Origin of the sequence: Kitasatospora sp. NPDC048194, from assembly GCF_043202455.1 — a bacterium.
Taxonomy (GTDB): Bacteria; Actinomycetota; Actinomycetes; order Streptomycetales; family Streptomycetaceae; genus Kitasatospora.
This window is the reverse complement of record NZ_JBIDAK010000004.1, coordinates 203,323-229,549: the sequence shown is the minus strand read 5'-3', so window position 1 is coordinate 229,549 and position 26,227 is coordinate 203,323. Positions and strand designations below refer to the sequence as shown.

The window sequence follows — 26,227 nt, the reverse complement described above, 5'->3', positions numbered from 1 at the left end:
CGCGGGCAGCGCGTACCGCTCCAGGAACCTGCCGGTTGTCGACGTGCTGCTGCCGGGCAGCGAGGATGCGGATCCAGTCGGCGGCTTGCTGCCCCGTGACGGCGGCCCGGGTGAGGACGTCGCGCTCGGCTGCGCTCAGGCCGTCCGGCTCCTGGTTGTCGGGCTCGACGGCCGCGTCGGTGAAGTAGTCGTACAGGTCATAGACGGCGGCGGGCCGCGCAGGCCGAGATCGAGGACGTGGCCGATCTCGGGCAGCGGTCCGGGCCTGGCGCAGGTGCAGGACGGACGGTGGCCCAGTCCTTCCCGCCGTTGACCATCTTGTTCGCGGCGGCGTAGCCGCGCAGGACCGCCGGCACGGTGTTCGGGCCCTTGGCGGCAAGCTGCTTCGACGGCACCGAGAGGGCGCCGAGAACCTCGTTGGACCGCCGCCCGGGGCTGACGGCCAGGACGGTCGACACCAGGAGGTTGGCGTCCTGTGGGGCCGTCAGCTGCAGCGCGGGGTTGCAAGCCGGCGCCGGGTCATCCTCGAAGAGGTGCTCGGCCCAGCCCTTCGTGCGCTGCTTCCTTCGGTCGCTGGCGGCGCCGGTGACGAAGGCGTGCTCGGGGTGCTTGTTCGCATCGACCAGCGAGATCTACTGCGGTCAGTAGACGTTGGGCGCGTGCAGGATGACCGGGCCCAGGTGGCCGGCGCAGACGACCAGGTCTGAGTCGAGGTGCCGATGGATCACGAACCACGCCGGCTCGGGGCAGCGCTCACGGTCATCGGGGCCGCTGCGCTGCGCCTGGCAGAGCTCGGCCTGGGAGTGCGGCCGGCGGTTCGAGACAAGCATGGGCGTGTCGTATCCGCCCTGACACGTCACCCGGTGATCATACGGTTCCACCGGAAATTCGAACGCGATGGACATGCTGGAAGACCTGTTCGGCGCGGGCCGGGTGACGGGGCACCGCGCGATGACTCATACCACCCGCGCTGCTCGGTGATGTCCCCAGTCGGGTGCGCCGCCGGGCAGCCGGGATGACCCGGCCCATCCCTTGCCGTCGTCGACCGCCAAATCCCCGCCTGCGCAGAAGCGCGGCAGGCCGTGACCACCGACCTCCCCTGGACATCCCGTCGCGCCCGTTCGGCGGTGCGCCGGCGGGAGTCTGCCACGGCGCACCCGCCGCGTATCATGCCGCCCGACCGGTCAGGTCGGCGCAGCCACCAGGTCCTTCACCAGCGCCTGCAGCCCCGCCGACAGCGATGCCTTCACGATCACCAGGTCACCGGGGCGCAGCAGGTCGTCCAGCAGGCGGGCGGCTGCCTGGCGGTCGGTCACCAGGTGGGTCTGGGCGCCGCCGTCGCGGGCGCCGGCGGCGGTGTGCGCGGCGTCGCCGTCGCCGACGGCCACGACGATGTCGGTACCGAGCTCGGCGGCCAGGGCGCCGACGGTGCGGTGCTCGCCGGCTGAGCCGGCGCCGAGCTCGCGCATCTCGCCGAGCACCGCCACGGTGCGCCGGCCGGCGCGCATCGCGGCCAGTGCGCGCAGCGCGGCGGCCATCGAGTCGGGGTTGGCGTTGTAGGCGTCGTCGATGACGGTGACGCCGTCCGGGCGGTCGTGGCGCTGCATCCGGGAGCCGGTGGAGGCCACTGCGTGGCTGAGGGCGTCGGCGATCTCGGCAGGGGCCAGGCCTGCATGGTGGGCGACCGCGGCGACCGCGAGGGCGTTGGAGACGTGGTGGTCGCCGAGCAGCTGCAGCTGCACCCGGGCCTGCCCGGCTGGGGTGGTGAGCAGGAAGGCGGCGCGGCCGCCCTCGTCCAGGCTCACGTCGGTGGCGCGGATCTGCGCCGTCTCGCAGCGGCCGAAGAAAACCACCTGGGCGCTGGTGCGGGCGGCCATCGGCGCCACCAGCGCGTCGTCCGCGTTCAGCACCGCCAGCCCGTGCGCGGTCAGGGAGGCGGGCAGCTCGCCCTTCGCCTTCGCGGTGTCTTCCTTGCTGCCGAACTCGCCGGCGTGGGCTGCGCCGACGTTGAGGACGACCGCGACGTCCAGCGGGGCCATGTCGGTCAGGTAGGTCAGGTGCCCGATGCCGCGGGCGCCCATCTCCAGTACCAGGAAGCGGGCGTCTGCCGGGCAGGAGGCCACGGTGAGTGGGACGCCGATCTCGTTGTTCTGGCTCCCGGCCGTCGCGTGGGTGACCCCGGCCCGGGCCAGGACCTGGGCGAACAGGTCCTTGGTGCTGGTCTTCCCGGACGAGCCGGTCACCCCGATCCGCGTCACCCCGTGCATCCGGGCGGTCTGCCAGCGGGTCAGCTTGGCCAAGGCCGCCAGGACGTCCGAGACCAGCACCGCTGTGGCGCCGCAGGGCCGTGAACCCAGCACCCCGGCCGCGCCGGCCGCCACGGCGCCGGCCGCGTAGTCGTGGCCGTCCGCACGCTCGCCGTCGAACGCCACGAACAAGGCGCCCGGGGTGACCTTGCGCGAGTCGACGACCAGCGGACCGGTCACGATCGCGTCCGCGTCCGGCACCTGCTCGAGGCGGCCGTCGACGACCTCGGCGATCGTGCCCAGGCTCATCGGCTGCATGTGCTCCACTCCCATCCCGTCCACGGACCGTGCACCGACCGTACTCCTCCGCCGCTGCCCGGACCGGAACCCGCACCGTACCAATGCCGCGTCAGGGTTCTCTGCTGCAGCCGAGGGTGCGTGAGCTCATTCCGATGATCAACCCGGGGCCCCCGCGCGCTCGAGCTCGCCCCATATCCTGACTCACTCGTCCGGCCTCTTCCGCCCGGTCGGCCCGCGTGGGCGCCATCGGCTGATCAGAGCCCGTTGATCGTCAGGTTCTTTCGAGCCTGGTTGAACATGTCCTGTCCTTCGGCTGCCTGGTCGGCGGCGGAGGGGAAGGAGAGTTCCAGTTTGAAGCCGACGCCGTCCTTGCGAATCAGGTCCAGCTCCAGTGCGCGCTGGTCCTTCTGGTGCATGTAGTCCGAGTTGTCGTGGTAGGTCACGTCCAGCAGGGCGGCGTTCTTGCCCTGCTGCTGGGTCTCGGTCACGTTCCCGTTGGTTTTCGGATCCTGGCAGCAGTAGTGGCTCTCATACCAGACCAGGTCGGCGTTGGCGACGGACAGGGCGCTGCGGTTCTCTCCGGTCCACTTGCCGAACTTGAGGACGAAGACCTGGGTCGGGTCGGTGTAGGTGACCGAATCGTCGTTCTCGCTGCGGACGTAGCCGGCCGGCGCGGCGAGCGAGGCGTCCAGCCGGGCTTCCTGGTAGGCCTTCCAACCGGCCGGCGCCGGGAGTTTCCGGCGGCAGGCTGTAGCAGCAGGAGCTGTGCTTCTCGGACGCGGTGAACCCGCACTGGCGCAGGACGTCGTGGATCTGCTCCGGGGCGTCGGTCCGGCAGAAGGCCCGGACTACGTCGTCCGAGCGGTGGACGATCTCGACGTCGGTACCGAACACGTCGGCGAGGGTGCGCATCTTCCTGGTCCTCCTTCGTCCGGTCAGCGGGTGGGCCGGGGCCGGCCTGCGGTGGTCGGGCCCGGTGCGGGGGCCGGCGGGTCTGTGGGGGCGGTCCTGCGGGCGGTGGTGTTGGGGGAGGTGGCGAGGGCTGCTGCCTGGCGGCGGGTGTCCGGCGTTCCCGGGTTGGGCGCGGGCGCGCCCATGACGTCGTGCAGGAGTTCGCGGGTGCGCAGGACGGGCACCATGTCCGGATGGCGCGTGGGGCTGGGTTCGGCGGGGCAGGCCGGGATTCCCTCGGTGGCGGCCTCCAGGTCCTCCCGGACGGTGAGGAGCGCCTGGTGCGCGGTGGCCAGGCGCGTCCACATGTCGTAGGTCAGGTTGTAGCCGGGTGGGTCGAAGTCCACCCGCGCTCCGGCCCAGTCGGCTCCGGCCGCGACCAGCTCGGTCAGCTGCGTCAGCGGCCCGGTCAGGGCGCTGGTCGTCGATTCGAGGATCGCCGCGACCTCCGCGGGGCTGGTGTCCTCCTCCAGCCGGATGACCATGCCCGGCAGGGAGTAGGGGTCGGCGGCGGGCGGCGGGATGTAGCGGACCTGGAGCGGCCGGTCGGCGAGGGTCTGAGGGTCGCGGTGGGCCAGGCGGATGTTGTGCTGCATGGTGGCGCCGACCGCGTCTCCGATCGACGAGTAGTGCTCGGGCATCGGGGCTCCGAGGGCGGTAGTGAACGGCAGGAACGTTTCAGCGGGTGCGGCCGGCAGCGCCCACCACTGCGGCCGGCACGGGCGGAAGCCCGGTGGAGGCTGCTGCCGCGGGCGAGCCCAGCGCGTTGGCGGAGGGGGCGGTGGTGCTGCGGGCGAGGGCTGCGCGGGTGCGCAGGTCCTCGGCGGCAAGGACGTCAGCGGTGCCGGCGGTGTCGGACGTGGCGAGCTGCACCTCGTCGAGTACCCCGGCGAGTTCGGCCTGGGCGGTGACGAGCTGGTCGGACGCGGCGCCGAACCGGTCGGAGAGTTCGTACTGGTCGGGGTCGAGATCGGTGATCTGCTCGGAGGTGGTCTTCAGGGCCTCCTGGAGGCGGACGAGCATCCCGTCGTGCGGGTCGAGCAGTTCGTCGAGCACCCCGGAGAGTTCGGCGAAGTCGGCGGCGCCGCGGATCGCGTCGGTGAGGTGGAGGATCTGCCGGCCCGGGGTGTCGAGCGGCTCGACGTGGAGCTTGGGGTCGAGGTCGACGTTGTAGCGGGCGGCGCGCAGCATCTGGGCGGCGTGGGTGGCGATGGAGGCCGCTTCGGGGCGGGGAGTGGTGGTGGGCAGGCGGTGTCGGCGGCCGTGCCAGTCGTCGATCTGGTGGAACCCGGCGTGCCGGAGCAGGGTGGCGGACAGGTCGTCGCCGGTGCCGGTGGCGACGACGCTGCCGCTGGGCGCGGCGCTGATGGTGATGACGGGCATCCGGTGGTCCTTGGCGGTGGTGACCGTGTGGGTGAGGTGGCCGAGTTCGGCGGCGATGCGGGTGCACTCGGCCTGCACGTGGAAGGGGTCGCGGTAGGTGTTGTGGAGGTATCCGTCCTCGCGAACGACGGTGGCGACGACGTGCACCGACCGGTCGCCATTGCGGATCGCGGCCCACCGGCAGCCGTGAGTGTCGCCGGCGGGGGCGAGCCCGGTCGCGGCGACCAGACGCCGGGCGACGTCGGCCCACTGGGCGTCGCTCGGGTCCGGATGGCGCGGGTCGGAGCGCACCGAGCACATCCACACCGGCTGTTTGGGCGCCCGGGAGCCGATCCGCAGGGCCGGGGCGTCGAGCGCGCCGCCGCCGAGGACCTCCTGCGGGTCGCCGAACAGCGGCAGCTGCTTGTCGGCGCCGCGGTAGTCGGCGCCGATCAGCCGGGGGCGCCGGCGGCCACGTGGGTCGTCCAGGCCGTAGAGGGCGGGGATCAGCGCGGCCGTGGTGGTGGCGCGCTGCAGGTGAGCGATCACGAGCGTCTCCTTCTCTGACGGCGGACGGTGGGGCCCGGCGGGCGGGCTGACGGGGACAGGATCCGTAGACCCGCCGGTTTGGCCCGGCCGGAGATCGGTGGTAGCCGGTCGTCGGCCGGGCCCAGGCGGAGCGCTGTGGGGGTGTCAGCGTCGCGCGGTGAGCCGGTGGTCACGGGTGAAGTCCTCGCAGGCCCACCGGGCGAGGCGCTGGTCGTTGTGCAGCCGGGCCCAGCGGCCGTCCTTGCGGATGACGGTGGCGACGAGGTCGAGCCGGTCGCCGGTGTTGCGCAGGGCCACCCACCGGCAGGCGTCGGGGTCGCCGTCCGGCTCGATGCCGGTGGCGTCGAGCACCTGCCGCGTCAGCTCGAACCACTGGTCGTCGCTGAGCGCGCCGGTGCTGCGTATCGAGCAGTGCCAGGTCAGACGCCGGGAGGGGGTGTGGCCGGTACGGGGCTTGCGCAGCGCCACCGGCTCGTCCAGCAGCGCGGCCAGGTCCGGCAGGACGATGTCCTCCTCGGCGGGCGGGCCGGGCGACCATGACGCCAGCAGGTAGGACTCGAAGCCGGGATCGTCGTCGTACAGCGCGGCGAGCAGGTCGGGGGTGCTCTCGGTGCGCTTGACGGTGCAGTGCAGAGGGGAGGCGGCCATGGAGGTGTGTTCCGAATCAGATTGCGGTGAAGGTGAGTTGGAGACGATGACGCGCGCCGGGTCGGGACGCCGGCGGGTCAGACGAAGGGGTTCTCGGTCGGCCGGTCGGCGTCGACGGCCGCCTCCAGCAGCTCGGGCAGGTCGCCCGGCTCGCACGCGCGCTGGTCGATCCACCAGCCGGCGCGGGTGATCGTGCGGGCCTGGTCCTCGATCCGCTCCCACTGCGGCTCCGGCATGCCCGTGTCGAGGACGAGGGCGGTGTAGGCGGCGGCGAGGACCTGGTGGCGGCAGCGGACCCCCAGGCGACGCCCTTGGCGGTGCCTTCCAACGGCGGCATCCGGAACTGCTCGGACCAGGCGTCGGATTCGGCCTGTTCGGCGGCGCGCTTGGCTTCCAACCACTGCGCCTTGCCCGCTTCGTCCCCGCTCTGGGCGGCGCGCCAGCAGTCGGTGCACTCCTGCTTGGCCAGCCACTCGGCGGAGCCGGCCCGGCGGTCGGCCGGACGGTCACCGAGGTCCCTTGCCGATTCGTGCCCGCACTGGTGGGCGATCTGCCAGACCTTCTTCACAGCCATCTGAATTCTGTTCCTTGGTGATCGGGGGAGTGGTCATCAGGCACGCGCACCGGCCCGGTGGCCGCTGACGGCGTGCTCCTGGGTGGCGGCCGGACAGCGGGGTGAGGTTGGTCAGCGGGTGCGGGCGAAGGCGATGCGCGGGTCTACCGCCGTGGGCGGACGGCTGTCGCCGGGCACAGCGGTCGTGACGGTGGGAACGGCCGGGCGGGCTGGGCCCTTGAGCGCGGCGTCGTCGACGCGGAACTTGTGGGTGGTGAACGCCTGACGGACCGCCCCGCGGTGGGCGGCGACGTCCTCGGCGAGTTGGGGCTGCATGGCGACCTGGAAGTTGCCGCGCCGCAGGCCCGCGACGGTGTGGGCCACCACGTCGAGGGACTCCTCCCGGGTGCCGGCCGGGGGGAGGTAGACGTCCAGGTCCCGGCGGTAGCGCCAGCCGTCGGTGTCCAGGAAGATGCCCGGGTTGAAGGGCAGGTCGTCGTTGACAGCGGCGACGACGCCCAGGCTCGGGTGCTCGGCGATGGCGACGTCCGGACCGGCGTCCTGCGCGGGTGCACGCTGTGGCCGGGGAGCCTCCGGAGTGGCGTTGGCCTGAGGGGCGTTGGCCCGGTGCTTGCCGTTGGCGTTCTCGGGAGTTAGGGAGATGTCGGTGTCGACGCGGTAGCCGGCGCCGGTGAGGAGCTTGGCGGCCCAGACGGCGCGCTCGGGGGCCTCGCGGTGCTGCTCAGTGAGCGTGTACAGGCGAGGGTTGCCGGACAGGCGCTGGAAGTCGAGGCGTTCCAGCATCCACTGGGCGGCCGGGTTGTGGGTGGGCAGGGAAGCGACGATGCCGTGGTTCGGGTGCTGGCCGACGGCGACGTCGGGCAGCTGCGAGGGTTCGGCGGCAGGCACGGTGGGGTTCCGCTTCGCTGGTTCGGACGGTGGACCGGTGGGCGGGGCGAGGTCTGTTGCGGCGGGGCACAGCGGTCCTCCTTCCTGGACAACGGGGGTCAGCGGCGCGGCCCGGAAGCGCGCGCGGCGACCGGTGTGGCGAGGGCGGCCTCGACCGGGTGGCCGGTGAGAGTGCGCACGGTGGTCGGTCGGGGAAGTGGCGAGCGCGGCGAGCACCCGGGCGTCGGGGCCGGCCGTGGCCTGGGCAGCGGGCCGGGCGCGGCCGGCATGGGCGGTGTGCCGGTCGGCGAGGTCGCCGCGCATCGCCCGGATCTCCCGCACGTAGCCGTCCGCCATGTCCGCGATGTAGCGCAGGCGCGCGGCGTAGTGCGGATCGGAGGCGCCGCCCAGGCCCTCCCACCAGGCGGCGCTCTCGTGCAGGACCGCAACGGCCTGGTCGAGGACGCCGTCCCCGGGCGCGGTCAGCTCGCTCAGAGCGTCGGCCACCCGCCGGGTGTGCCCGGCCCCGGCGATGGCCTCGCCGACCTGGGCCAGCGACCGGGACGGGGGCAGCGTCGGCGGGAGGCGGTGGTCGATCAGGTCCGCCGGGCAGGTGAACCGGTAGCCGGAGGCGCGCAGGTAGTCGACGGCCCGCGTCACGGTGGCTTTGCGCTCGCCGGGATCGACCATGGCGGCGGGAAGCCGGTGATGGGTCTCGTGCACGCGTACGACGGGGATGAACCCGGCCCGGTGGAGAGCGGACTCCGCTCCCCGCGCGAACCGCCTGGACCTGTTGGCGGGACGGCACGCCGAGGCCGTCGAGGTGCTCGTCGACGGCGGCCAGCAGCGCGGGCACGCTGCCCCCGTTGCGGGCGTCGGTTCCCTGTGGCCTGCTGTCGTAGATGACTTCGAATAGCTCGGGGTTGTCCGGGTTGTCCCGGGTCACGAGCCACGCCTGCGGGAAGCTGGGGATCTCGTGGCTCCCGTATGCGTGTTCCGGCAGGGGCGAGATCGTCAGGCAGGTCCCGTCGTTCAGCTGGGCGACGACGATGTAGTCGTCCGCCCCGAAGTCGACCCCGGTCTCAAGGCCCCGCTGCGCAAGGCGGCGGGTGAGGTGGGCATAGCGTCGGCCCGGACCTGTGGTGGCACGGTCGGTCAGGGTGCCCGGGCCGTGGACGTGGGCGGTGACACCGAAACCGTTGTCTGCGAACAGGACGGTCAGCTGGTCGGGTTGCATGGGGGTGCTCCTGCGGGGTGTGCGCCCGGTGGCGTGGTGGGCAGGCGCTGATGATGCCGGGGAGAGGGAACTTGGACCGGCCGCGAAACGGTGATAGACCGCGTGCGGCGCGGTGCGCCCGGTGCCGACGCGGCGGGCACCGGCACCGCAGCACTGGCGCGGTGGAACTGGCCCGTGCGGGCGAGCGCGGCCTTGACCTGCTGCTCGCGGTCCGGCACGAGCAGACCGATCCTCGGCGCGTTCTCGCGTCGCCTCGGCCTCGGGGCGGTCGCCGGTGAGGGCGGCTGTGGCCGTGCGCCAGCCGTCCCGGACCTCTCGGAGCCGGTCGAGCGCGGCCTCGGTGACGTGGAGCCGCCGCAGGTCGGAGCCGATGGCGGGGTCGAGGTGGTCCTCGATCGTCGCTGCGGCTCGGATCCCGGCCACCAGGCGCGGCCCCTGGTGGATGAGCGTCTCGGTGTACGGCCAGGCGGCGCGGTTACGGTCCTCCGCGGAGTCGAAGGAGCCGATCTCGCCGTGGCCCCAGGGGTCGCCGGGGGCCGGGATGTAGGCGGTGGCGAGGCGGCGCAGGGCCGAGACGGCGTGGGTGGTGGAGCTGGTGCGGGCCTGCCAGGCCGCCTGTCGGCAGTCCGGCCCCAGAGCGGTGACCTCGGCGGCCACCATGGCCGGCGCGGCATCGGCGGGGAGGGCGACGGGCGCGGGCAGGTGCACCGCCCTGGGGTCGTAGTCGGGCAGGTCGTCAGGCTTCGCGGCGCCGAGGAGGACCGGGGCGTCCTTGCCGGTCCGCACGGCGAGGAGCCGTTCGCCGTCCGGGCCGGTGAGGGTGAGGGCGGTGTGCGGGGCGGAGGCGGTGGTCCACGGCAGCCGCCCCCAGCCCCATGTCTGCCCTCCCAGTTCGGCGAGGTCCCTGCCGGGGCCGAGCGGGTTGGCCTGGACGGTCCAGCCGGGCAGGTGCTCGGCCAGCTCGGCGGCGAACCGTGGCAGGGGCCTGGGGCGCGCGGCTGGTCGGGCAGGGCTCGGCCGTTCTCGTCGAAGTACACCCGCACGTACGTCTTGTCGCTGGTGTCCCGAGTGCCGAAGGCGCCGCCGGGGCGGAACAGCGCGTGGGCGGATTCCCACCGTCCGTCGCTGCCGCAGGCGCTGGAGCTGAGTACGAGGTGCCAGTCGGAATCGGTGTATGGGCGGCGCTCGCGCTGGGCGACGACCAGCTGCTCGAACGCCGCAAAGTCGGCCGTTGTGAGGCTTGCGCGGTCGAGGTAGGGTTCAACGTCGTTGTCAGGCACGTGAGTTCAGGATTCTCGAAAGGCTGGGTGGTCAGGCGGCCATACGGAAGTCGGTGTCGTACAGCTGCTTCTCCCTGGTGTGGAGGAGGTGCTGGACGATGAAGGAGAGCGAGGCGACCTTCCACAGGCCCCGGCCGCGGGTGAGGGCGGCGATGGCCTGGGCCTCGACGCCGGTGAGGCCGAGCAGGGCCATGGCGGCGGGAATCTGGTCGGGTTCCTGGCGGTAGATGATCCGCGTGCTGCAGTCGGCCAGGAGGCCCTCGGCGAGAACCCGCCCGCGCGATCCGGCGTCGCCGGCGGAGAGCAGGTCGGAAAGCCGGTGCAGGATCAGCAGGTTGGCGATGCCCAGGCCGCGGCTGAGTTTCCACTGCTGCTGCATCCGCTCCAGCAGGCCGACGTGCCGCATGATCCGCCACGCCTCGTCGTAGATGACCCATCGCCTGCCGCCCGCGGGGTCGGCGAGGGCCGCCTCCATCCAGGCGCTCGCGCAGGTCATGGCGAGGACGAGGGCGGTGTCGTCGCCGCTGCTGCCCAGGCGCGACAGGTCGATGGAGAGCATCGGCGCGTTCGCGTCGAACACGACAGTGGATGGCGCGTCGAACATCCCGCTGAGATCACCGTGGACCAGGCGGCGCAGGGCGTGGGCGAGGTCGTCGGCGGCGTGGCCGAGACTGCCGGCATGGCCGCCGAGGGCGGCGTCGAGGCGCTCGGGGCGGCCGAGGACGTGGGCGATGTCGCCTAGCAGCGGCACGGTGCCGGCAGCGTCGGCGTCGGCGACGACCAGGTCGAGCGCGACGTCGAGGCCGGTGTGCTCCATCGGCAGCAGGTCGCGCTTGAGCACGGTGGCCGCGAGGCTGGCCAGCAGCAGGAGCCGGCGCTTGCGGACCTCGCTGCTCCAGTCCTCCTCGCTCACTCCATCCGGGCGCTGCGGGGCGTCCAGCGGGTTCAGCCTGCCCGGGAGACCGGGGCCCAGCGCGATGGTCTGGCCGCCGAGCGCCTCGGCCAGCCCCGACCACTCACCCTTCGGATCGCTCGGCACATAGATTTTGTAGCCGTGGGCGATGGCACGGGTGGCAATCGACTTGGCCAGGGCGCTCTTGCCCATGCCGATAACGCCGCACAGGATCGCGTTCGGGTTCGTGAACCCCTCTATTCGGCCACTGTTGTAGAGCGTGAAGGGGTCGTAGCAGAAGCTGCCCTCGGCGTGGAGGTCGCGGCCGATGAAGATCCCCTCCGCGCCGAGGCCGGCCTCCGCGAGGAAGGGGTAGGCCCCGCCCGCGACGGCTGTGGTCAGGCGGTGCTTGGGCAGGCGCAGCTTGCCGCCGCGAGCGGAGGCAGGGCCCGGCCGACCGGCCACGGGGTAGACGGGCTGGAGGTCCGCGTCGGGACCGCTGTTCCGGGGGCGCTCGGCGGCGGGTTGCGCGTGGCGGGCCTTGGTGCGGGCCTGGGCGAACTCGGCTCGGGCGGCACGCTGTTGGGCGCGGGTGCTCTTGCTCGGGACGAACAGGGGGCTGGCGGTGGCGCGATTCCTGGGCATGATCACGGATTCCGGGGTGCAGGGTCAGCGGCGGACGAGGCCGGTGAACGGGGTGTGCAGGTCGGCGGGGGTGGTGCGGCGGCGCACGAGCTGCGCGGTCTCCTGGTGGCGGCGGCAGACGGTCAGCGCCGGCGCGCCTTCGGGCAGGCGGGCGCGGCAGGCTTCGGGGCCGGGGACCTCGCCGCTGTCGGGCCGGGGCGAGGCGTGGTAGGCGGCGTGGAGGTGGGTGGCGGCTTGCCACAGGCGGGTGCGCGCGGCCTTGAGGTGGTCGCCTTCGGTCGGCAGTAGCGGCGCGGTGCGCTGGGTGTGGGCGTCGAGGAGGCCATGCAGTGCGACCAGGTGCTCGTGGAGCGAGTCGAGTTCGGCGCGGGAGGCGACCAATGGGCCGGTGGGGATGTTGAGCGCACGGTGGAAGTCGATTGCGGCGGTCGCATACGGGACGAAGTCCTGCGCGACGGGAGTGGGGGCCGGCATCAGGGGTGCTCTTTCGGAAGGCGGGAGGGCCGGCATCAGGCGGCGAGGGCGAACGGCAGCGCGGAGGCGGTGAACGCCTCGGCCTGCTGCCAGGTGAGCGGGCGCAGGTCGAGCTGGGCGCCGACGGCGGCGGTCTCCACCACGGCGCAGGCGGAGCGCAGTTCGTCCTCGGTGTCCGCGCTGACGGTCAGCAGGCCGGTGAGGGCGACGTCGGCGTGGCCGGCGATCAGCTGCCGCTCGCGGTCCTGAATGTCCTGGTACTCCACGGAGTCGGCCTCGCTGGAGACCTGGCCCTTGCGGGCGCGCTCGGCCGAGTCGGCGATCACGCTGGCCTTCTTGCGGCGCACGTCGCGCAGCGCCGAGTCGAGGTCCTGGGGCTCGTAGGCCAGGGAGACGGTGCGGCGCACGCCGGAGGCGAACATGACCTGGTGCAGGAAGCCCGGGTTGACCTGTGTCCTGGGCCAGTTCTCCACCCAGTACGTGGAGTGGTGGGCGGAGTCGGTGGAGATGTGGTCGGCCTTCTCCACCACGACCACCGGACCGGCGCCGCCCGGGTCGGCGGACGGACGCCCGTCCTTCGACCAGCGGTCCAGCGCCGCACGGGACTTCGGGTCGTAGGCGGTGCGGGCGACGGCGGCGACCTCGCCCGCGGACAGCCAGCCGGCCGGGGTGAGACCGGCGGTGCGCGCGGACTGCTCGAACGCGGAGGTGAGCTGGGCCAGGACCGCGAAGGCGCCGGTCAGGCCGCCTCCAGCCTGGCTGATCAGCCGCCGCGCGCCCTTGAAGTCCAGAGCGATGGCGACGTAGCACTCGTGCGGGGCGGCGGCCGGACCGGCGCCGCGGATCAGCTCCCCGTACAGCTCACCGGCCAGCGGCGCGTCGGGGCGGCCGTGCTCCTCCCAGTACCGGCGAAGCGCGTCACCGGTGTCCGGGACGGTGCGCTCGATGACCTGGATGCGGGCGACCTGGCCTGTGCGGGCGAGCGCCGCCAGGGAACGTCCCCACCCGCTGACGTTGGCGTTCTGGGTGCCGGGGTCCAGGAGGGCGTAGGCGCGGGAGGAGACCTTGACGATCGCGGTGAGGGTGCCGGCGTGGGGGTCGTGGACGGCGCCGTAGCGGCCATCGGGGGCGGTGACCACGCGCAGGCTGGCTGCGCTGCCGGGCAGGTGGAGCAGGCCCTCGCGCACCGGGCGGGAGGAGGGGCGGGCGAGCCAGATGAGCTGGCCGCGCAGGCGCCGAAGGCCATAGCGGGCGGCGACGGGCGCCCAGTCGGCGAGGGTGCGGCCCCGGTAGCGGATGAACACCAGGGCGGCGACTCCCGCCCACAGGGGTATGAGCTGCAGGGCGCCGGTGACGCCCCGGGTGATGAGCACGGCGAGCAGCAGCAGGCCGGTGGCGGCGCAGGTGGTCAGCTGCGGGGCGCTCAGGCCGAGCAGCACGCCTCGGCGGCTGCGGTGGGGGAACTTGACGGACGCGGGGGCGTCGGGTGTCGAGGAGGACATCGGTGTTCCAGACAGGGTGAGCGTGCGGGCGGCGGGCGGGGGCGCGGCACTCTTCTGGACGTCATCGCGGATGCTCCCTTCGCTCGTGGTCGGGGCCCTGGGGCGGGCGGCGGGCTGCCGCTCGCCCCAGGGCATGGGGGATGCCGGTCAGGAACCGGGCTGGGTGGGACCGGGGTAGACGAACCGGGACGGTTCCGGAGCTGGTGCTCCGCCCGGGGCCGGTCCCGCAGCCGCCGGTGCCGGGATGCCGGGGCCCGCGGGGGCCGGGCCGGGCGCCGAGGGTGCGGGCGCGGCCGGGGTCGTCGACACGCCCGGCACGGACGGTGCGGAGGGCTGGGCCTCGACGCCGTCCTGGCCGCCGCCGGATGCCGACTGGTCACCGCCGCCGCCAGGGGACGCCCGGGTGACCAGGGCCGGGATGCCGGGCCGGGTGACCAGGGCACGTCCACGGTCACCGCCGGCGTTCCCGTCCTCGCCGAAGCGGAACTTCGTCGGCTGCTGCGCGGGGCCGGCGTCGATCCCCTCCTTGCTGATCCGGCCGGTCGGGTCGATGCCGGAGGCGGCACCGCCACCGCCACCGCCCATGCCCGGGACCTGGGCCGGGCCCTGCGGCGCCGGGACGCCGGTGCCCATCTGCATGGCCAGGGAACCGGCGGTCTTCGCCGCCCCGGCCGCGACCGCTATGCCGGCCATGCCGGTGCGGTGCGTGTCGTCGTGGCCGCTGCCGTCCGTCGCCCAGTGGACGAACTTGTAGACGGCGTACGGGCACAGCAGCACCATGACCATGATCACGACACCGGCCATGGCGTCGGACAGGGCGGCCAGGCCGTCCTTGGCGTCCGTCTTGCCGAGGGCGGAGACGCCGACGAGGAAGACCACCGTCATCAGCAGCTTGGAGACGATCAGGGTGGCGGTGGCTTCGATCCAGCCGCGACGCCATCGCTGGGCGACCTCCCAGCCGCCGCCGGCCCCGGCGAAAGTGGCGAGCACCACGAGGATCAGCACGCCGACCTTGCGGGCGACCATCACGCACCAGTAGAGGAACGCGCCGATCGCGCTGCCGACCGCGACCAGGGCGGGGATCGCCCAGCCGAGGGCGAACATGGGGCCGAACTGGCTGATCTTGATCATGCGCCTGACCGCGTCGGCGACGCTGGTGTGCGCGGCTTGGAACAGCCCGGCCGACAACGCGTCGACCACGGTCACGGCCACTGCCGTGAAGCTGATCGCGCCGAAGGCGAACAGGACACCGGTCATCGTGCCCCAGCCGGCCTTGGCCAGCGCCCGCTCGTCCCGCCGCCAGGCGGCAAGCACCAGCTGGGCGCAGAACGTGCCCACGGTCAGGATCAGCCCGATCGGCAGGATCAACTGGTAGTTGTCCCGGAACCACGGCGCCGACAGGTCGATGGCCGTGGTCTCGTCGACCGCCTTCGCGCACAGGTCGACGGCGCTGGCCGCCAGCTCGCCCATGCTCTTGGCGATCCACGCGCCGATGCCATCGGTGATCGACTTGCCCGGGTCGCTGACGAAGTTGATGCCGTCGACCACGTTGCAGACCTGGGCGACCATGGGGAGGTTGCAGATATCCACGAGCAACTCCCCAGGTCAGGGTGCCACGGCCGGCAGCACACCGGCCAGGGCACACGGGCGGTCAGGACGACACTGCACGGCGAGGGTGGCCGAACGGTCCTCGGCACCACCGGCCGGGGAGCCGTTCCAGGCGATCGACTGCTTCCCGGAGACGGTCACGGCGTAGACGTACGCCTGCGTGATCGCCCCCGGATCGGCCTGCAGCGCCTTGGTGAACCTGTCCGGGAAGTGCGCCTCGTCCGCGGTCGCGGTGGCGAACTGCCCGGAGTCGGCCATCCGACCCCACAGCACCGGGGAGGGCGCCAGACGGTCGATCGAGTCGGCGTCGACATACTGCCCCTCGCTGGTCAGCCACCGGTGGAGGGAGGCCACCAGCTCAGGCTGTGAGGACGAGCGGGTGTCGTAGGACCACAGCGCCACCGCCGCCGCCTTCGCGAACGCGATCGGATCGTGCGTCGAGGGCGGACCCGCCAGCGCCTTCGGATGTCCGCCCGGCGTTGCCGAGGCCACCGGGCCGGGGGCTGCGGGCGAACTCGCATTCGTGGAAGCCGGGTTGGCGGCGTCACGGCCGTCCCGGGTGAGGTAGGCGAGAAGGCCGGCGCAGGTGATGAGCAGCATCAGGACGATCGAGCCCAGCAGCGCCCGGCGGCGCACCACCGCGCCGCCGAAGTCCCCAGAACGGGCCGGGGGGTTGAGGGAACGTTTCTGCATCACTTGATCTGGCCGCCGAGTCCGGAGAAGAAGCTGACGACCCCGTTTGCGGCGCCCAGTAGCAGGGCGGCGCCCGCGCTGACGAGGACGCCCTTCTTGCCGTTGGCCTCGGCCTGGTGGCCGCCGGAGTGGTGACCCCAGGCCCACACCCCGGCGCTGACCGCGAGGGCTCCGACGACCGCGACGATCCCGAAGAGATTCAGGCTGCCCATCACCTGCTTGAGGACCGAGAGGCCGGGCAGACCACCCTCGGCGGGGGCGATGCCGGGGTCGTAGGCGAGCTGTACGACTGCGTCCGCGAGATACAAGGGAAGCTCCAGAGCAATTCAGGGCGCGCGAAGGCAGCCCGAAGAAAGGGGGAGAAGGGAGAGGGGAGGCGAGGGCGCGGGTCAGACGACCCGGCGGACCGCGAGGATCTCCGGCCGCCACGAGGCCAGGGTCGAGATCTTGACCACGTCACCGGTCTTCGGCGCGTGCACGATCAGCCCGCTGCCGATGAACATCCCGACGTGCTCCGGCACGGCGGCGGTGCCCCGGGTGAACAGCAGGTCGCCCGGCTTGAGCGAGTCCGCCGAGGCGGCGCTGCCCTGCTTGACCTGGTCGTACGTGGTCCGCTCCAGCGAGACGCCGGCCGAGCGGTAAGCCATCTGCATCAGCGAGGAGCAGTCACACCTGCCCATCGGGTCCGCACCGTGCGAATTCGCGCAGGTGCCGCCCCACTGGTAGGCGGTGCCCAACTGGCCGAGCGCCCACCGGATCGCGGTCTGCACCGGCTGTGGTGCGTCGGCCGGGATCGTGTACCCGTTGGGCAGCGAGCCCGCGGGGATCGTGCCGAAGTCGCTGCCGTCACCGCCCGCCGTGGGCGTCCTGCAGCCGCCACCTGCGGTCGGGCTGGCGCTCGCGCGCGCCGTTGGCGTCGGTGACGGCGTCGGGTTCGCTGTAGGCGAGGTACCGGCGGCGGGGGCGAGCAGCGGCGCGAGGGCCTTCTGGAGCGCTTCCGCCAAGGGCTGCCACTTGGCGTAGGCGTCGGGGAAGCCGGAGCGCTGTACCGCCTGAGCGGCCTGGGTGACGGTCATCGACTCCCAGCCGTTGACCTTCTGCAGCGCCTCGTAGAAGCGCGTCGAGGCGTACACCGGCTGCATGATCTGCTCCGGCGTGCCCCATCCCTGGCTCGGCCGCTGCTGGAACAGGCCCAGCGAGTCCCGGTCGCCGCCGTTGACGTTGCGAAGTTCGCTCTCCTGCAAGGCCGTTGCCAGGGCGACGACCTGCCCGCGCACCGGGATGTGCATGGCGACACCGGTGGCCTGGATCGTCTTCGCGTTGGGGATCTGCTCGAACGGCTTGCTCAGCCCGGCCACGGCCGGAGCCGACAGCGGGCTGGAGCCCTTGAGGATCGCCTCGACCTGCGCCGCCACCGCCGAGGAATCCACACCCTGTGAATTTCCGCCGGGAGGGCAGGAGCTGGACGCGGCGGCCGAGGCGTTGCCCGCGCCGACGATTGCGACGGGCAGGGCCAGAACCAGCGGACCGCAGGCGACGACGCCGACGAGCGCGCCGACCGTCTTCTTCACGACGGCTCCCGGTCACCGGGCAGCGGCTGGACGGGCAGCGGAGGCGGATGAGGGCACGGGTGTGCCAGGGCATGCTGCATCGCAGCGACTCCTTGCGGGTTCGTAGGAGTGCGCGGTGCCGGCCTCTCGTGCGAAGAAGTCGCCGGCACCGCGCCGGTGGTGAAACTGCCCTCGTTCAGGGCGGGCTCGGGTCAGGGGAGTTGGTAGCTCCCGGACGCCGGTCTCGGGTCACGCGCGGCAGCCAGCCGCGCTCGTAATCTCAGCCGGAACACGACGGCGCTCCTCGGGACTCAGGGGAAAGGGGGATGCCGGTTCGCACGTGGTTCCGCCTGCACGGGGCAGCACGGATCAACACGCCCCGGACCAGGCCAGTTTGGCCTGCTGCCCGGTTGGCATGGCGAGACAGTAGACGCGAAAGTCGGCCGCACCAAACGACCCCCGGCCGGGCCCGGCTCCCTCGTCGCCGCTCATTAGGTACGGCCGTCGATCGCGGCTACCTTGCCCGACATCCCCGCTCCCGGCGGCTGCCGCCGGGCGCCGCCCGGAGCGGGCCCAACCACGCCCCGAAGGAAAACCCGTGACCTACACGCTGCACCGAGGCGACGCCCTCACCATGCTGAAGGCCCTCCCTGACGAGTCCGTCAACGCGGTCATCACCGACCCGCCGTACAACAGCGGCGGGCGTACCAGCTCCGAGCGCACCAGCCGCGACGCCCGCGCCAAGTACGTCACCAGCGGCAGCAACCACGACCTGAAGACCTTCCCCGGCGAGAACCGCGACCAGCGCTCCTACCGGGCCTGGCTCACCGAACTGCTCACCGAGGCGTACCGGGCAAGCACCGAGCACGCGGTCGCCATGGTGTTCTCCGACTGGAGGCAGGAACCGACGACGAGCGACGCACTGCAGATGGCGGGCTGGACGTGGCAGGGCACCATCCCCTGGATCGAGCCCGCCAGCCGTCCGCGCAAGGGCGGCTTCAAGCAGTCCGCGGAGTTCATCACCTGGGGCGTCAAGGGCACCCTCGACAACAGCCGCAACCTCTACCTGCCCGGCCACTTCATCGCCAGCCAGCCCCGCAAGGACCGCGTCCACATCACCCAGAAGCCGCTGGAGATCATGCAGCAGCTCGTCCGGATCTGCCCCGAGAACGGCGTCGTCCTCGACCCCTTCACCGGCAGCGGCTCTACCGGCGTCGCCGCCCTACGCGAAGGCCGGCGCTTCGTCGGTGCCGAGCTCAGCCCGCACTACGCCGACGTCGCCGAACAGCGGCTGCGCGCCGAGCTGACCCAGGACGACCTCGTCCTCGCAGGCCCGGAGGCGTGAGCGTGAGAACCGTCACCTGGCCAAGGGGCCGCAGACGCGAAAGGGTGGCTGGAGCACCAGCTCCAGCCACCCTTCCCTACCCCGTCAGGACTCCTCGACTGCCCGCCGGATCAGCGGCACCGCCTTCTCCACGTCCGCCGACGAGGCGATCCGTACCTCCAGATCACCCGTCCCCAGGTGCCCGATGCCGCGCACGTCGCGGGTGAAGCCCTCCTCCAGCTCCACCGCGTCCGGGTCCAGCCGCAGGTACACCAGCAGCGCCCGGTGCGACGCGGACGGCCGGAAGACCACCGACGCCACGTTCAGCAGCCGCTTGTAGGCGATGTAGTGCTTGAGCACCACCACCTCCAGCTCGCCCGCCGCGGTCAGCGCATCGTCCAGCTCGCCGTACAGCTCCCGCAGGCGCTCCGGCACCTCCACCTGCGAGGACCCCGCCGGAACGGCGACCACCTCCGGCTCGTCACCCGCCTTGCCGGCCGCACTGGCCGGCACCGACGCGGCACGCGAGGCGGAGAAGCCCGGAACGGTCTCGACCAGCTGCAGCGTCAGCAGGTCCGGCCCGAAGGCTCGGTAGCGCACCAGGTCGACGCGGTGATCCCGCTGGTAGAGCGACGCCGCCGCCCGGTCATGGCGCGAGAAGTCGCCCGCGATGCAGATTACCCGAGGCCGCTGCCACTGGACCGACTCCGCCACCTCGGCGCCCAGCCGTCTGCGTACCAGCGCCTCGAACTCGTGCCGGCGTGCCAGCAGCCAGACCAGGTAGGACCCAGCCTGGGTGATCACCCCGGCATCGCGCCCGCGCTTGAACTCGATGACCACCGGCACGCCGTCCTCGTCCAGCCCCAGCGTGTCGATCCGCCCCTGGTGCCACGGACCCGTCGAATACTCCGACGCCAGGAACCGCACCCCCAGCATCGCCTCCAGCGCCCCCTCGACCCGCCCCTGTAGCTCCCGCTCTCGCTCCACCGTCGAACCCCGCAGCTCGACATCCCGGCCATCGGCCCCCCGCCGGAACACTTTCAGATCTGCCACACACGCCCCCTTTTGCACGACCGTACCCAGAGACAAATCGAGGAATGGGATGGATCTATTCCGGTTCGGATGTGGCTGCTTGATCGTGGTCGGTACGGCGGGGGCGGCCGCGCCGACCAGGCAGAGCCGCTCACGAGCGGGGGATGTCTGCCGAGCTGGCGGAGAAGCCCGGATTCGAAGGGGCAGCCGGAGGGCCCGGGGGCGCCGCTCGTTCACAGGCGTTGACCGTATGGAAGTCCCGAGCGCGGTTCCGCTGCTTTGGCGGACACGGCAACCAACGCTGGATCCGTACTTTGGCCTGGGCGGTGGTGATCTGGGTGGGGAGAGCCAGCCTGCCCGCCGGCGTTGGCCGCTCAAGTCCGAGAGAAAGCCGCTCCCACGGCACGTGGTGGTAGAGGTCCGCCGTCAGCCGGATATCGACGGCTCACCCGCGGCATGGCACAGGCAAGCCATGGTTCCACCGACGAGTAGAGGCTGGCGCGCGCCGCCAGCCCTGCTCGGCCGGCCGACCGCTGGGACACCGGTGCCTGCGCCGCCCGGTGGTGGGCATAGCGACCGAGTGGGCGCCATTGTGCCACCCACCCGGGTCGGGTTCAGGGCCGGTCGCTTCCCGGCGCCCCCGTTGGGACCGACGGCCTCGCCGCGTTCGCCGCTCGACCGATCATCCGCGTGCCCGCACCGCGTCGTCGAGCAGACGCACCACCGCCGCGTCACAAAGCGTGTAACGGACTATCCGACCCTCGCGGGTCGCGCGGACGACGCCCGAGGCGCGCAACAGGCGCAAGACCTGGGAGACAGCCGGCGGATTCATGCCGCACGCGAGCGCCAGGTCGGAGACCGGGATCGCGTCCGCCGCGCGCACGGCAACCAGCACGGCCAGCCGACCGGGGTCTGCGAGAAGCGCGAACTTCACGGCCGCTTGCCGCAGTTGCTCCCGGTCCGCCACTGCTGCGGCAGCCGCCTCGACGGCGCCGGCGTCAATCGCCCCCGGCACGTGCAGCCTCCTTCACCCGCCATGCCCTCGTCATCACTTTGCGTTATTGCAACATATGCGCAGCTGCGCAGGCTTGTCGAGAGGGCAGTCGCGCCCCTACGGTGTTCCCCGCCGTGGTGCACGGGAAGTCCGGTGACAGCCCCTCAGGGGCTCAATCCGGCGCGGCCCTCGCCACTGTGATCGGGAAGTCCCCCGACGTGCCCGCACCGTCGCGGGCAGTCACCGGCGCCGCAGGGCGGGCGGGAAGACGAGCCGGGGGTGCGCTCCGCCCTGCCCGGACGCGGGCAGGGCGGTCCACCCGGAGCCAGGAGACCGGCCACGGCGCGCACGACCCCCGAGTCCCCCGGGGGCGCCCCCATCGAGGAGCTGGAGAGGCCTGCCGTCATGACCCTCACCGACGAAACCCCGTCATCCGCCTTGCCGTTGCCGCCGCGCTGGCAGCGGCAGGACACCGTCCGCACCGCCGCGCTCATGGCCGTCATCGTCGCCATGCACGTGGTCGCCTTCGGCATGCTGTTCCTGCTGATCGCCCCGAACCACTACACCATCGGCACGCAGACGTTCGGCGTCGGTCTCGGCGTCACCGCTTACACGCTCGGCATGCGGCACGCTTTCGACGCCGACCACATCGCCGCCATCGACAACACCACCCGCAAGCTGATGGCGGACGGCCAGCGGCCGGTCTCGGTCGGCTTCTGGTTCGCGCTCGGCCACTCCAGCATCGTCATGGCGATGGCCGCCCTGGTCGCCGGCGGCGCCCAGATCGCCGGCACCCTGGTCGACGACGAGTCCACCACGCACCAGTGGCTCGGGGTCATCGGTACCAGCGTCTCCGGCACCTTCCTCTACCTCATCGCGGCGCTCAACCTGGTCGCCCTGTCCGGCATCTACAAGGTCTACAAGGACATGCGCGCTGGCCAGTTCGACGAGAAGCGGCTGGAGAAGCACCTCGACGAGCGCGGATTCATGAACCGCATCCTCGGCCGCCTCACCAAGTCCATCCGCCGCCCCGGCCAGATGTACCCGGTCGGCGTGCTGTTCGGCCTCGGCTTCGACACCGCCACCGAGGTCGCCCTGATGGTCATGGCCGGCTCCGGCGCCGCCTCCGGCCTGCCCTGGTACGCGATCATCTGCCTGCCGCTGCTCTTCGCCTGCGGCATGAGCCTCTTCGACACCCTCGACGGCACCTTCATGAACTTCGCCTACCACTGGGCGTTCTCCAACCCGGTCCGCAAGGTCTACTACAACCTCACCATCACCGGCCTGTCCATCGCCGTCGCCTTCGTCATCGGCACCATCGAACTCGTCGGCGTCCTCCACGAGAAGCTGGACCTCACCGACCCGGTGACCGGCTGGATCGCCGACATCAGCCTCGACAACGTCGGCTACATCCTGGTCGGCATGTTCGTCGTCGTCTGGGCCTGCGCGCTCGGCTACTGGCGCTTCAGCAACGTCGAACAGCGCTGGGCCGCCCGCGTCGAGAAGACCGGCTGACCCACCATGAAGTCTACGCCCCCTGTGCCTGACGTGTAGGCAGCGGCACAGGGGGCGTACGCGCGCGATGGCGGCCCGAGGACACACCGTCGGCGCCGCACCAGTCCAGAACGCCGGCGCGTACGGCCGGCAGATCGCCGACGCGCTCGACGCCCCGTTCGTCCGGGACTGGGCCCCGCTTGTCCGAGTTCATCGTGCTGGGGCAACGGCAGCAGATCACCGCGAACCCGCCCGCATGCTCAGGACGACGTCAGAGCAGTCCCGCAGATCAGGTTCCAGCGACCGGAGCGCCCTGACAGCTCGGTCGCCGACAGCGGCCGGACGTCGAGGCGCCAGAACGCTGCGGGTGGCAGGTCGAGGGCGTGCACCACGGCCGCCCGGACGACCGCAGGCTCGGCCACCACCAAAACACGGCCGGCGTCGGAGGCCAGCCCGTTCAGCCAGCCGCCCACCCGTGCGCGCAGGGTGGTGACCGACTCACCGCCGTGCGGTGCCGCTTCCGGGTCCGTCAACCAGCGGGACACCGCCTGCGGCTCCTGTGTCGCGACCTCGTCGAGCCTGCGCCCGCGCCAGGCTCCGACGTCGAGGTCCGAGAGGGCCTCGGCCGGTTCGGCGGCGAGTTCGAGCGCCTCGGCGGTCAGTCGGCAGCGCGCCGAGGGCGAGGTGAAGGAACGGGCCGCCGGGGGCAGCGCCCCGGCCGCCGCGCGGGCAGCGGCCAGGCCGGCCTCCTCCGGCGGGGCGTCGTCGCCGAATCTCGCCTCCCGCAGTTCGGCTCCGACCGATGGTGCGATGAAGATCACGCGTACGGTCATTCGTCCTCCTTGCTGCCCTGAACTGGGCCTTCGCGCGTATGCGTACCGGTGCTCGCGGCGTCGGACGCGCCGCCCGCGCGCCTGTGAGCCCCCTGTCAAGCCCCTTGGCCGGACGTTCGGAGCACGGTACCGTCCCTGCGACAACTGAAGACGACGGTGCGCGGAAGCCCGGTGAGAACCCGGCACGGTCGCGCCACTGTGAAACCGTCCTTCTGACGCGATGTCCTGGGCCGGTGAGTCAGACCCGCCTCCGTCGTCCGTGCTCCATCGAACGGGACGCGTGCTCCCAGAAGGAGGTCGGCCATGGCTCACCCCATTGCCCCTGCCGCCACGACTCCGGCGCTCACCCCCATCTCCGTCAAGGCGATCCTGCCCTGGGCGGTGTTCTTCGGCATCCTGCTGATGGCCCTCATCTACTTCGTCGGCGCCGAGCAGGGCGCCACCTCCCTCATCTCCGGCGAGGACGTGCACGAGTGGGTGCACGACGGTCGCCACCTGCTCGGCTTCCCCTGCCACTGAGCGGGGAACGGACTCGTGAACTCCGTGAACGTCAGATCCCTGCTCGTCCGCGGCATGCTCGCCGGCCTCGGCGCCGGCATGCTCGCCCTGATCGTGGCCTACCTGCTCGGTGAACCCCGGGTGGACGCCGCGATCGCCTACGAGGACGCCCACGCCGCGGGCGCGCCCGAGATGGAGATCGTCAGCCGCTCCCTGCAGTCCACTGCGGGCCTGGCCACCGGCGTGCTCGTCTACGGCGTCTCGCTCGGCGGCATCGCCGCGCTCGCCTACTGCTTCGCCCTCGGCCGCATCGGCCGCTTCTCCCCGCGCGCCACGGCGGCCCTGCTGTCCGGCGTCGCGCTGGTCGCGGTCTACGTCGTGCCGTTCCTCAAGTACCCGGCCAACCCGCCGTCGGTGGGCGACCCGGAGACCATCGGCAAGCGCACCACCCTGTACTTCCTGATGATGGCGCTCAGCGTGCTGCTGGCGGTCGCCGCGGTGATCGTCGGCAAGCGCCTCGCGCCGCGCCTGGGCAACTGGTACGCGACCGTGGTGGCCGTCCTCGGCTTCGCGGTGGCCGTCGGCCTCGCCTACGCCTTCCTGCCCGCCATCAACGAGGTGCCTGAGGACTTCTCGGCCACCCTGCTTTGGCAGTTCCGCCTCGCGGCGCTCGCCATCCAACTCACCCTCTGGACGTCCTTCGGGCTGCTGTTCGGCCACCTCGCCGAGCGCCTCCTCAACCCGAAGCCGGCCACTGCGGCCGCCGCCACCCGGGAGACCACCCCCGAGACGGCCGCGTCCGCGCACTGAACAAACGCAGTACGGCCCCGGAAGGCCGGTCGGAGCGATCTCCTGTCGCTCCGACCGGCCTTCCGGCGCTCCCGAGACGAGGAAGGACGGGCACCGGACGTTCGGGCTGCCGACCGACCTGGGTCGTCCCGCCCTGCTGATCCGCCCGTCAGTCCCCAGGATCGGGCAGCGCGGGGTACGGGACGAAGGTGCTGGTGTGCTCGTCGACGCCCAGCGGGCGGCCGATGGCCGGGGCGGAGCGCTGGGGGCAGGCAGGGCGTTCGCAGACCTTGCAGCCGAGGCCGATCGGGGTGGCGGCAGCCTCGTCGCCGAGGTCGAGGCCGGCCGAGTACACCAGCCGTCCGGCGTGGCGGATCTCGCAGCCGAGGCCGATGGCGAAGGTCTTGCCGGGGCGGCCCCAGCCGCCGGGTGAGCGGGTGACGGCGCGGGCCGTCCACAGGTAGCGGCGGCCGTCGGGCATGGCGGCGACCTGGACGTGGACCCGGCCGGGCGCGGCGAAGGCGTCGTAGACGTTCCACAGCGGGCAGGTGCCGCCGGTGCGGGAGAAGTGGAAGGCCGTGGCGGACTGGCGCTTGGAGACGTTCCCGGCGCGGTCGACGCGCATGAAGGAGAACGGCACCCCGCGCAGCCGGGGCCGCTGGAGGGTGCTGAGGCGGTGGCAGACGGTCTCGTAGCCGACGCCGAAGTGGTCGGCGAGGTGCTCGATGTCGTAGCGCGCCGCCTCCGCCTGGGCATGGAAAGCGGTGTACGGCAGGACGAGGGCGGCGGCGAAGTAGTTCGCCAGGCCGATCCGGGTGAGGGAGAACGCCGTGGAGCCTTCCGGGCTGTCCTGGACGGCGAGTTGGGACAGCAGCGCGTCGTGTTCCAGGTAGGCGAGCTGGGTGGCCATCCGGAAGGCCTGCTGGCCGGGGCGCAGCCGGTCCGACAGGTGCAGGGTCCGGGTCCGCTCGTCGTACCGGTGCAGGTGTCCGCCCCCGGTGGCGATCCGGACCCGGTGCGTGGTGGCGAGCCGTTCGGTCAGCGCCTCCCTGACGCCGCCGCGCCTCAGCTCGATGGAGTCCGCCAACTCCTCTGCGGCCGTGTCGAGTTCGTGGAGGTAGTTGCGGCGGTTGTAGAAGAACTCGCGGACCTGTTCGTGCGGGGTGCGGGCGCCGGTCTCGGGGCCGCGGTTCCCGGCGAGGACGGCGAGCTGTTCGGCCGCGTCGCGGCGGCCGCGGGCGAGGTCCGTCAGTAGCCGTGCCACGGCGGGCAGTCGGGCCGCCAGTTCGTCGAGATCACCGGTGCCGACCCGGCCCGCCGTGAGCTCCTCGCCGAGCGCGTCGCGCAGTTCGGCGGTGAGCCGGGCGCTGTCGGGCGGGGCGAAGTAGCCGGCCTCCACCCCGAAGGCCTCGGTGAGCCGAAGCAGCACGGGGACGGTGAGCGGCCGGGCGTCGTGCTCCAGCTGGTTGAGGTAGCTGGGCGAGAGGTCGATCAGCCGGGCGAGGGCGGCCTGGCTGAGCCCGCGCTCCTCCCGCAGGTGGCGCAGCCTGGCACCGGCGAAGGCCTTCCCCATGTGGCTCCCTCCACTGCGCCCGCCCTGGGCGGGCGCGATGGGGGCAGCTTAGCCGCCGGGGCTGGGGCCGGATCGTCGCAACCTTCGCAGATTCGCTGATGATCGTTCGCAGAAGTTGGCATCGGTCCACCGGTGACGGCGGCCCGGCGGGCTGCCAGAGTCAGTGGTGCGGCCGGGAGGTGCGCAGGACAACCGTGAAACACCAGGTCGGTCGCGGTCCGGTGGGTTGTCCGGGCATCCACGTCCCGCGGTGCACCACCGCAGCCCGGCACCGTCCGGCCGCCCACTCGCCCGAGCGGTGAAGTGCCTCAC

Annotated in this window: 24 protein-coding genes; 4 read left to right on the top strand and 20 right to left on the bottom strand. The window is 72.4% G+C overall.

All coding sequences use genetic code 11. The annotated features are described in order from the left end of the window. Positions 1–197: 197 nt before the first annotated feature. The 16 genes from ACGF07_RS07995 to ACGF07_RS07920 all read right to left on the bottom strand — a co-directional run bounded on the left by ACGF07_RS07995 (position 198) and on the right by ACGF07_RS07920 (position 17,399). Complete coding sequence (locus ACGF07_RS07995; protein WP_392896452.1) at positions 198–458, bottom strand: hypothetical protein; 261 nt, start codon at positions 456–458, stop codon at positions 198–200. A gap of 183 nt (positions 459–641) precedes the next feature. Continuing rightward, positions 642–830, bottom strand: a complete 189-nt coding sequence (locus tag ACGF07_RS07990; protein WP_392896450.1) for a hypothetical protein — start codon at positions 828–830, stop codon at positions 642–644. A 354-nt stretch (positions 831–1,184) separates the two neighbouring features. Continuing rightward, positions 1,185–2,564 (bottom strand): UDP-N-acetylmuramoyl-tripeptide--D-alanyl-D-alanine ligase, encoded by a 1,380-nt coding sequence (gene murF / locus ACGF07_RS07985; RefSeq protein ID WP_392896448.1) that lies wholly within the window; start codon positions 2,562–2,564, stop codon positions 1,185–1,187. Positions 2,565–2,800: 236 nt separating this feature from the next. Continuing rightward, complete coding sequence (locus tag ACGF07_RS07980) at positions 2,801–3,034, bottom strand: hypothetical protein (RefSeq protein WP_392896446.1); 234 nt, start codon at positions 3,032–3,034, stop codon at positions 2,801–2,803. Between the two features lie 447 nt (positions 3,035–3,481). Next, positions 3,482–4,138, bottom strand: coding sequence for a hypothetical protein (locus ACGF07_RS07975; RefSeq protein ID WP_392896445.1), 657 nt, complete (start codon positions 4,136–4,138; stop codon positions 3,482–3,484). A gap of 37 nt (positions 4,139–4,175) precedes the next feature. Next, positions 4,176–5,408, bottom strand: coding sequence for a hypothetical protein (locus tag ACGF07_RS07970; protein WP_392896443.1), 1,233 nt, complete (start codon positions 5,406–5,408; stop codon positions 4,176–4,178). 144 nt (positions 5,409–5,552) lie between these two features. Further along, positions 5,553–6,056: a hypothetical protein gene (locus ACGF07_RS07965; protein ID WP_392896441.1), complete on the bottom strand. Its 504-nt coding sequence runs from the start codon at positions 6,054–6,056 to the stop codon at positions 5,553–5,555. A gap of 77 nt (positions 6,057–6,133) precedes the next feature. Next, a complete protein-coding gene (locus ACGF07_RS07960; protein WP_392896439.1) occupies positions 6,134–6,292 on the bottom strand; it encodes a hypothetical protein in 159 nt (52 codons plus the stop codon). 449 nt (positions 6,293–6,741) lie between these two features. After that, positions 6,742–8,220 (bottom strand): hypothetical protein, encoded by a 1,479-nt coding sequence (locus ACGF07_RS07955; RefSeq protein ID WP_392896437.1) that lies wholly within the window; start codon positions 8,218–8,220, stop codon positions 6,742–6,744. Between the two features lie 1,825 nt (positions 8,221–10,045). Then, entirely contained in the window at positions 10,046–11,551 is a 1,506-nt protein-coding gene (locus tag ACGF07_RS07950; RefSeq protein WP_392896435.1) for an ATP-binding protein, read from the bottom strand. 24 nt (positions 11,552–11,575) lie between these two features. Further along, positions 11,576–12,025: a DUF6238 family protein gene (locus ACGF07_RS07945; protein WP_392896433.1), complete on the bottom strand. Its 450-nt coding sequence runs from the start codon at positions 12,023–12,025 to the stop codon at positions 11,576–11,578. A 35-nt stretch (positions 12,026–12,060) separates the two neighbouring features. Next, positions 12,061–13,527, bottom strand: coding sequence for an SCO6880 family protein (locus ACGF07_RS07940; protein ID WP_392896430.1), 1,467 nt, complete (start codon positions 13,525–13,527; stop codon positions 12,061–12,063). Between the two features lie 147 nt (positions 13,528–13,674). After that, on the bottom strand, positions 13,675–15,117 hold the full coding sequence (locus ACGF07_RS07935) for an ATP-binding protein (RefSeq protein ID WP_392896427.1): 1,443 nt from the start codon (positions 15,115–15,117) through the stop codon (positions 13,675–13,677). Positions 15,118–15,132: 15 nt separating this feature from the next. Then, complete coding sequence (locus tag ACGF07_RS07930) at positions 15,133–15,828, bottom strand: hypothetical protein (RefSeq protein WP_392896425.1); 696 nt, start codon at positions 15,826–15,828, stop codon at positions 15,133–15,135. After that, entirely contained in the window at positions 15,828–16,136 is a 309-nt protein-coding gene (locus ACGF07_RS07925) for a DUF6112 family protein (protein ID WP_188308008.1), read from the bottom strand. The genes ACGF07_RS07930 and ACGF07_RS07925 overlap by 1 nt, the downstream gene beginning before the upstream one ends. Before the next feature lie 81 nt (positions 16,137–16,217). Further along, positions 16,218–17,399 (bottom strand): C40 family peptidase, encoded by a 1,182-nt coding sequence (locus tag ACGF07_RS07920; RefSeq protein ID WP_392896423.1) that lies wholly within the window; start codon positions 17,397–17,399, stop codon positions 16,218–16,220. Positions 17,400–17,976: 577 nt separating this feature from the next. On the opposite strand from ACGF07_RS07920, the gene ACGF07_RS07915 reads away from it, so the two are divergent. Next, positions 17,977–18,723: a DNA-methyltransferase gene (locus ACGF07_RS07915; protein ID WP_392896422.1), complete on the top strand. Its 747-nt coding sequence runs from the start codon at positions 17,977–17,979 to the stop codon at positions 18,721–18,723. A gap of 84 nt (positions 18,724–18,807) precedes the next feature. Here the strand turns inward: ACGF07_RS07915 and ACGF07_RS07910 are convergent, their stop codons facing one another. Both ACGF07_RS07910 and ACGF07_RS07905 read right to left on the bottom strand, forming a co-directional pair. After that, complete coding sequence (locus tag ACGF07_RS07910) at positions 18,808–19,755, bottom strand: DUF5655 domain-containing protein (RefSeq protein ID WP_392896420.1); 948 nt, start codon at positions 19,753–19,755, stop codon at positions 18,808–18,810. 661 nt (positions 19,756–20,416) lie between these two features. After that, the gene (locus ACGF07_RS07905; RefSeq protein ID WP_392896419.1) at positions 20,417–20,749 is read right to left on the bottom strand and encodes an ArsR/SmtB family transcription factor; all 333 of its coding nucleotides are present in this window, start codon (positions 20,747–20,749) and stop codon (positions 20,417–20,419) included. Positions 20,750–21,133: 384 nt separating this feature from the next. Between ACGF07_RS07905 and ACGF07_RS07900 the strand changes: the two genes are divergently transcribed. After that, the gene (locus ACGF07_RS07900) at positions 21,134–22,243 is read left to right on the top strand and encodes a HoxN/HupN/NixA family nickel/cobalt transporter (RefSeq protein ID WP_392896417.1); all 1,110 of its coding nucleotides are present in this window, start codon (positions 21,134–21,136) and stop codon (positions 22,241–22,243) included. A gap of 239 nt (positions 22,244–22,482) precedes the next feature. On the opposite strand, the gene ACGF07_RS07895 is transcribed toward ACGF07_RS07900, so the two are convergent. After that, positions 22,483–23,055 (bottom strand): histidine phosphatase family protein, encoded by a 573-nt coding sequence (locus tag ACGF07_RS07895; RefSeq protein WP_392896414.1) that lies wholly within the window; start codon positions 23,053–23,055, stop codon positions 22,483–22,485. A gap of 303 nt (positions 23,056–23,358) precedes the next feature. Between ACGF07_RS07895 and ACGF07_RS07890 the strand changes: the two genes are divergently transcribed. Both ACGF07_RS07890 and ACGF07_RS07885 read left to right on the top strand, forming a co-directional pair. Continuing rightward, entirely contained in the window at positions 23,359–23,574 is a 216-nt protein-coding gene (locus ACGF07_RS07890; RefSeq protein ID WP_392896411.1) for a CbtB-domain containing protein, read from the top strand. Between the two features lie 15 nt (positions 23,575–23,589). After that, positions 23,590–24,363 carry a CbtA family protein gene (locus tag ACGF07_RS07885; protein WP_392896410.1) on the top strand — a complete coding sequence of 258 codons (774 nt, stop codon included), beginning with the start codon at positions 23,590–23,592 and terminating at the stop codon, positions 24,361–24,363. A gap of 148 nt (positions 24,364–24,511) precedes the next feature. Here the strand turns inward: ACGF07_RS07885 and ACGF07_RS07880 are convergent, their stop codons facing one another. Continuing rightward, positions 24,512–25,915: a short-chain fatty acyl-CoA regulator family protein gene (locus ACGF07_RS07880; RefSeq protein ID WP_392896408.1), complete on the bottom strand. Its 1,404-nt coding sequence runs from the start codon at positions 25,913–25,915 to the stop codon at positions 24,512–24,514. Between the last annotated feature and the right edge of the window lie 312 nt (positions 25,916–26,227).

Bases quoted from the DNA above. Each gene is read 5' to 3' on its own strand.
- ACGF07_RS07990 (WP_392896450.1), bottom strand. From the start codon at position 830: ATGCTTGTCTCGAACCGCCGGCCGCACTCCCAGGCCGAGCTCTGCCAG.
- murF (WP_392896448.1), bottom strand. From the start codon at position 2,564: ATGCAGCCGATGAGCCTGGGCACGATCGCCGAGGTCGTCGACGGCCGC.
- ACGF07_RS07975 (WP_392896445.1), bottom strand. From the start codon at position 4,138: ATGCCCGAGCACTACTCGTCGATCGGAGACGCGGTCGGCGCCACCATG.
- ACGF07_RS07965 (WP_392896441.1), bottom strand. From the start codon at position 6,056: ATGGCCGCCTCCCCTCTGCACTGCACCGTCAAGCGCACCGAGAGCACC.
- ACGF07_RS07960 (WP_392896439.1), bottom strand. From the start codon at position 6,292: ATGCCGGAGCCGCAGTGGGAGCGGATCGAGGACCAGGCCCGCACGATC.
- ACGF07_RS07950 (WP_392896435.1), bottom strand. From the start codon at position 11,551: ATGCCCAGGAATCGCGCCACCGCCAGCCCCCTGTTCGTCCCGAGCAAG.
- ACGF07_RS07945 (WP_392896433.1), bottom strand. From the start codon at position 12,025: ATGCCGGCCCCCACTCCCGTCGCGCAGGACTTCGTCCCGTATGCGACC.
- ACGF07_RS07940 (WP_392896430.1), bottom strand. From the start codon at position 13,527: ATGTCCTCCTCGACACCCGACGCCCCCGCGTCCGTCAAGTTCCCCCAC.
- ACGF07_RS07930 (WP_392896425.1), bottom strand. From the start codon at position 15,828: ATGCAGAAACGTTCCCTCAACCCCCCGGCCCGTTCTGGGGACTTCGGC.
- ACGF07_RS07900 (WP_392896417.1), top strand. From the start codon at position 21,134: ATGACCCTCACCGACGAAACCCCGTCATCCGCCTTGCCGTTGCCGCCG.
- ACGF07_RS07895 (WP_392896414.1), bottom strand. From the start codon at position 23,055: ATGACCGTACGCGTGATCTTCATCGCACCATCGGTCGGAGCCGAACTG.
- ACGF07_RS07890 (WP_392896411.1), top strand. From the start codon at position 23,359: ATGGCTCACCCCATTGCCCCTGCCGCCACGACTCCGGCGCTCACCCCC.
- ACGF07_RS07880 (WP_392896408.1), bottom strand. From the start codon at position 25,915: ATGGGGAAGGCCTTCGCCGGTGCCAGGCTGCGCCACCTGCGGGAGGAG.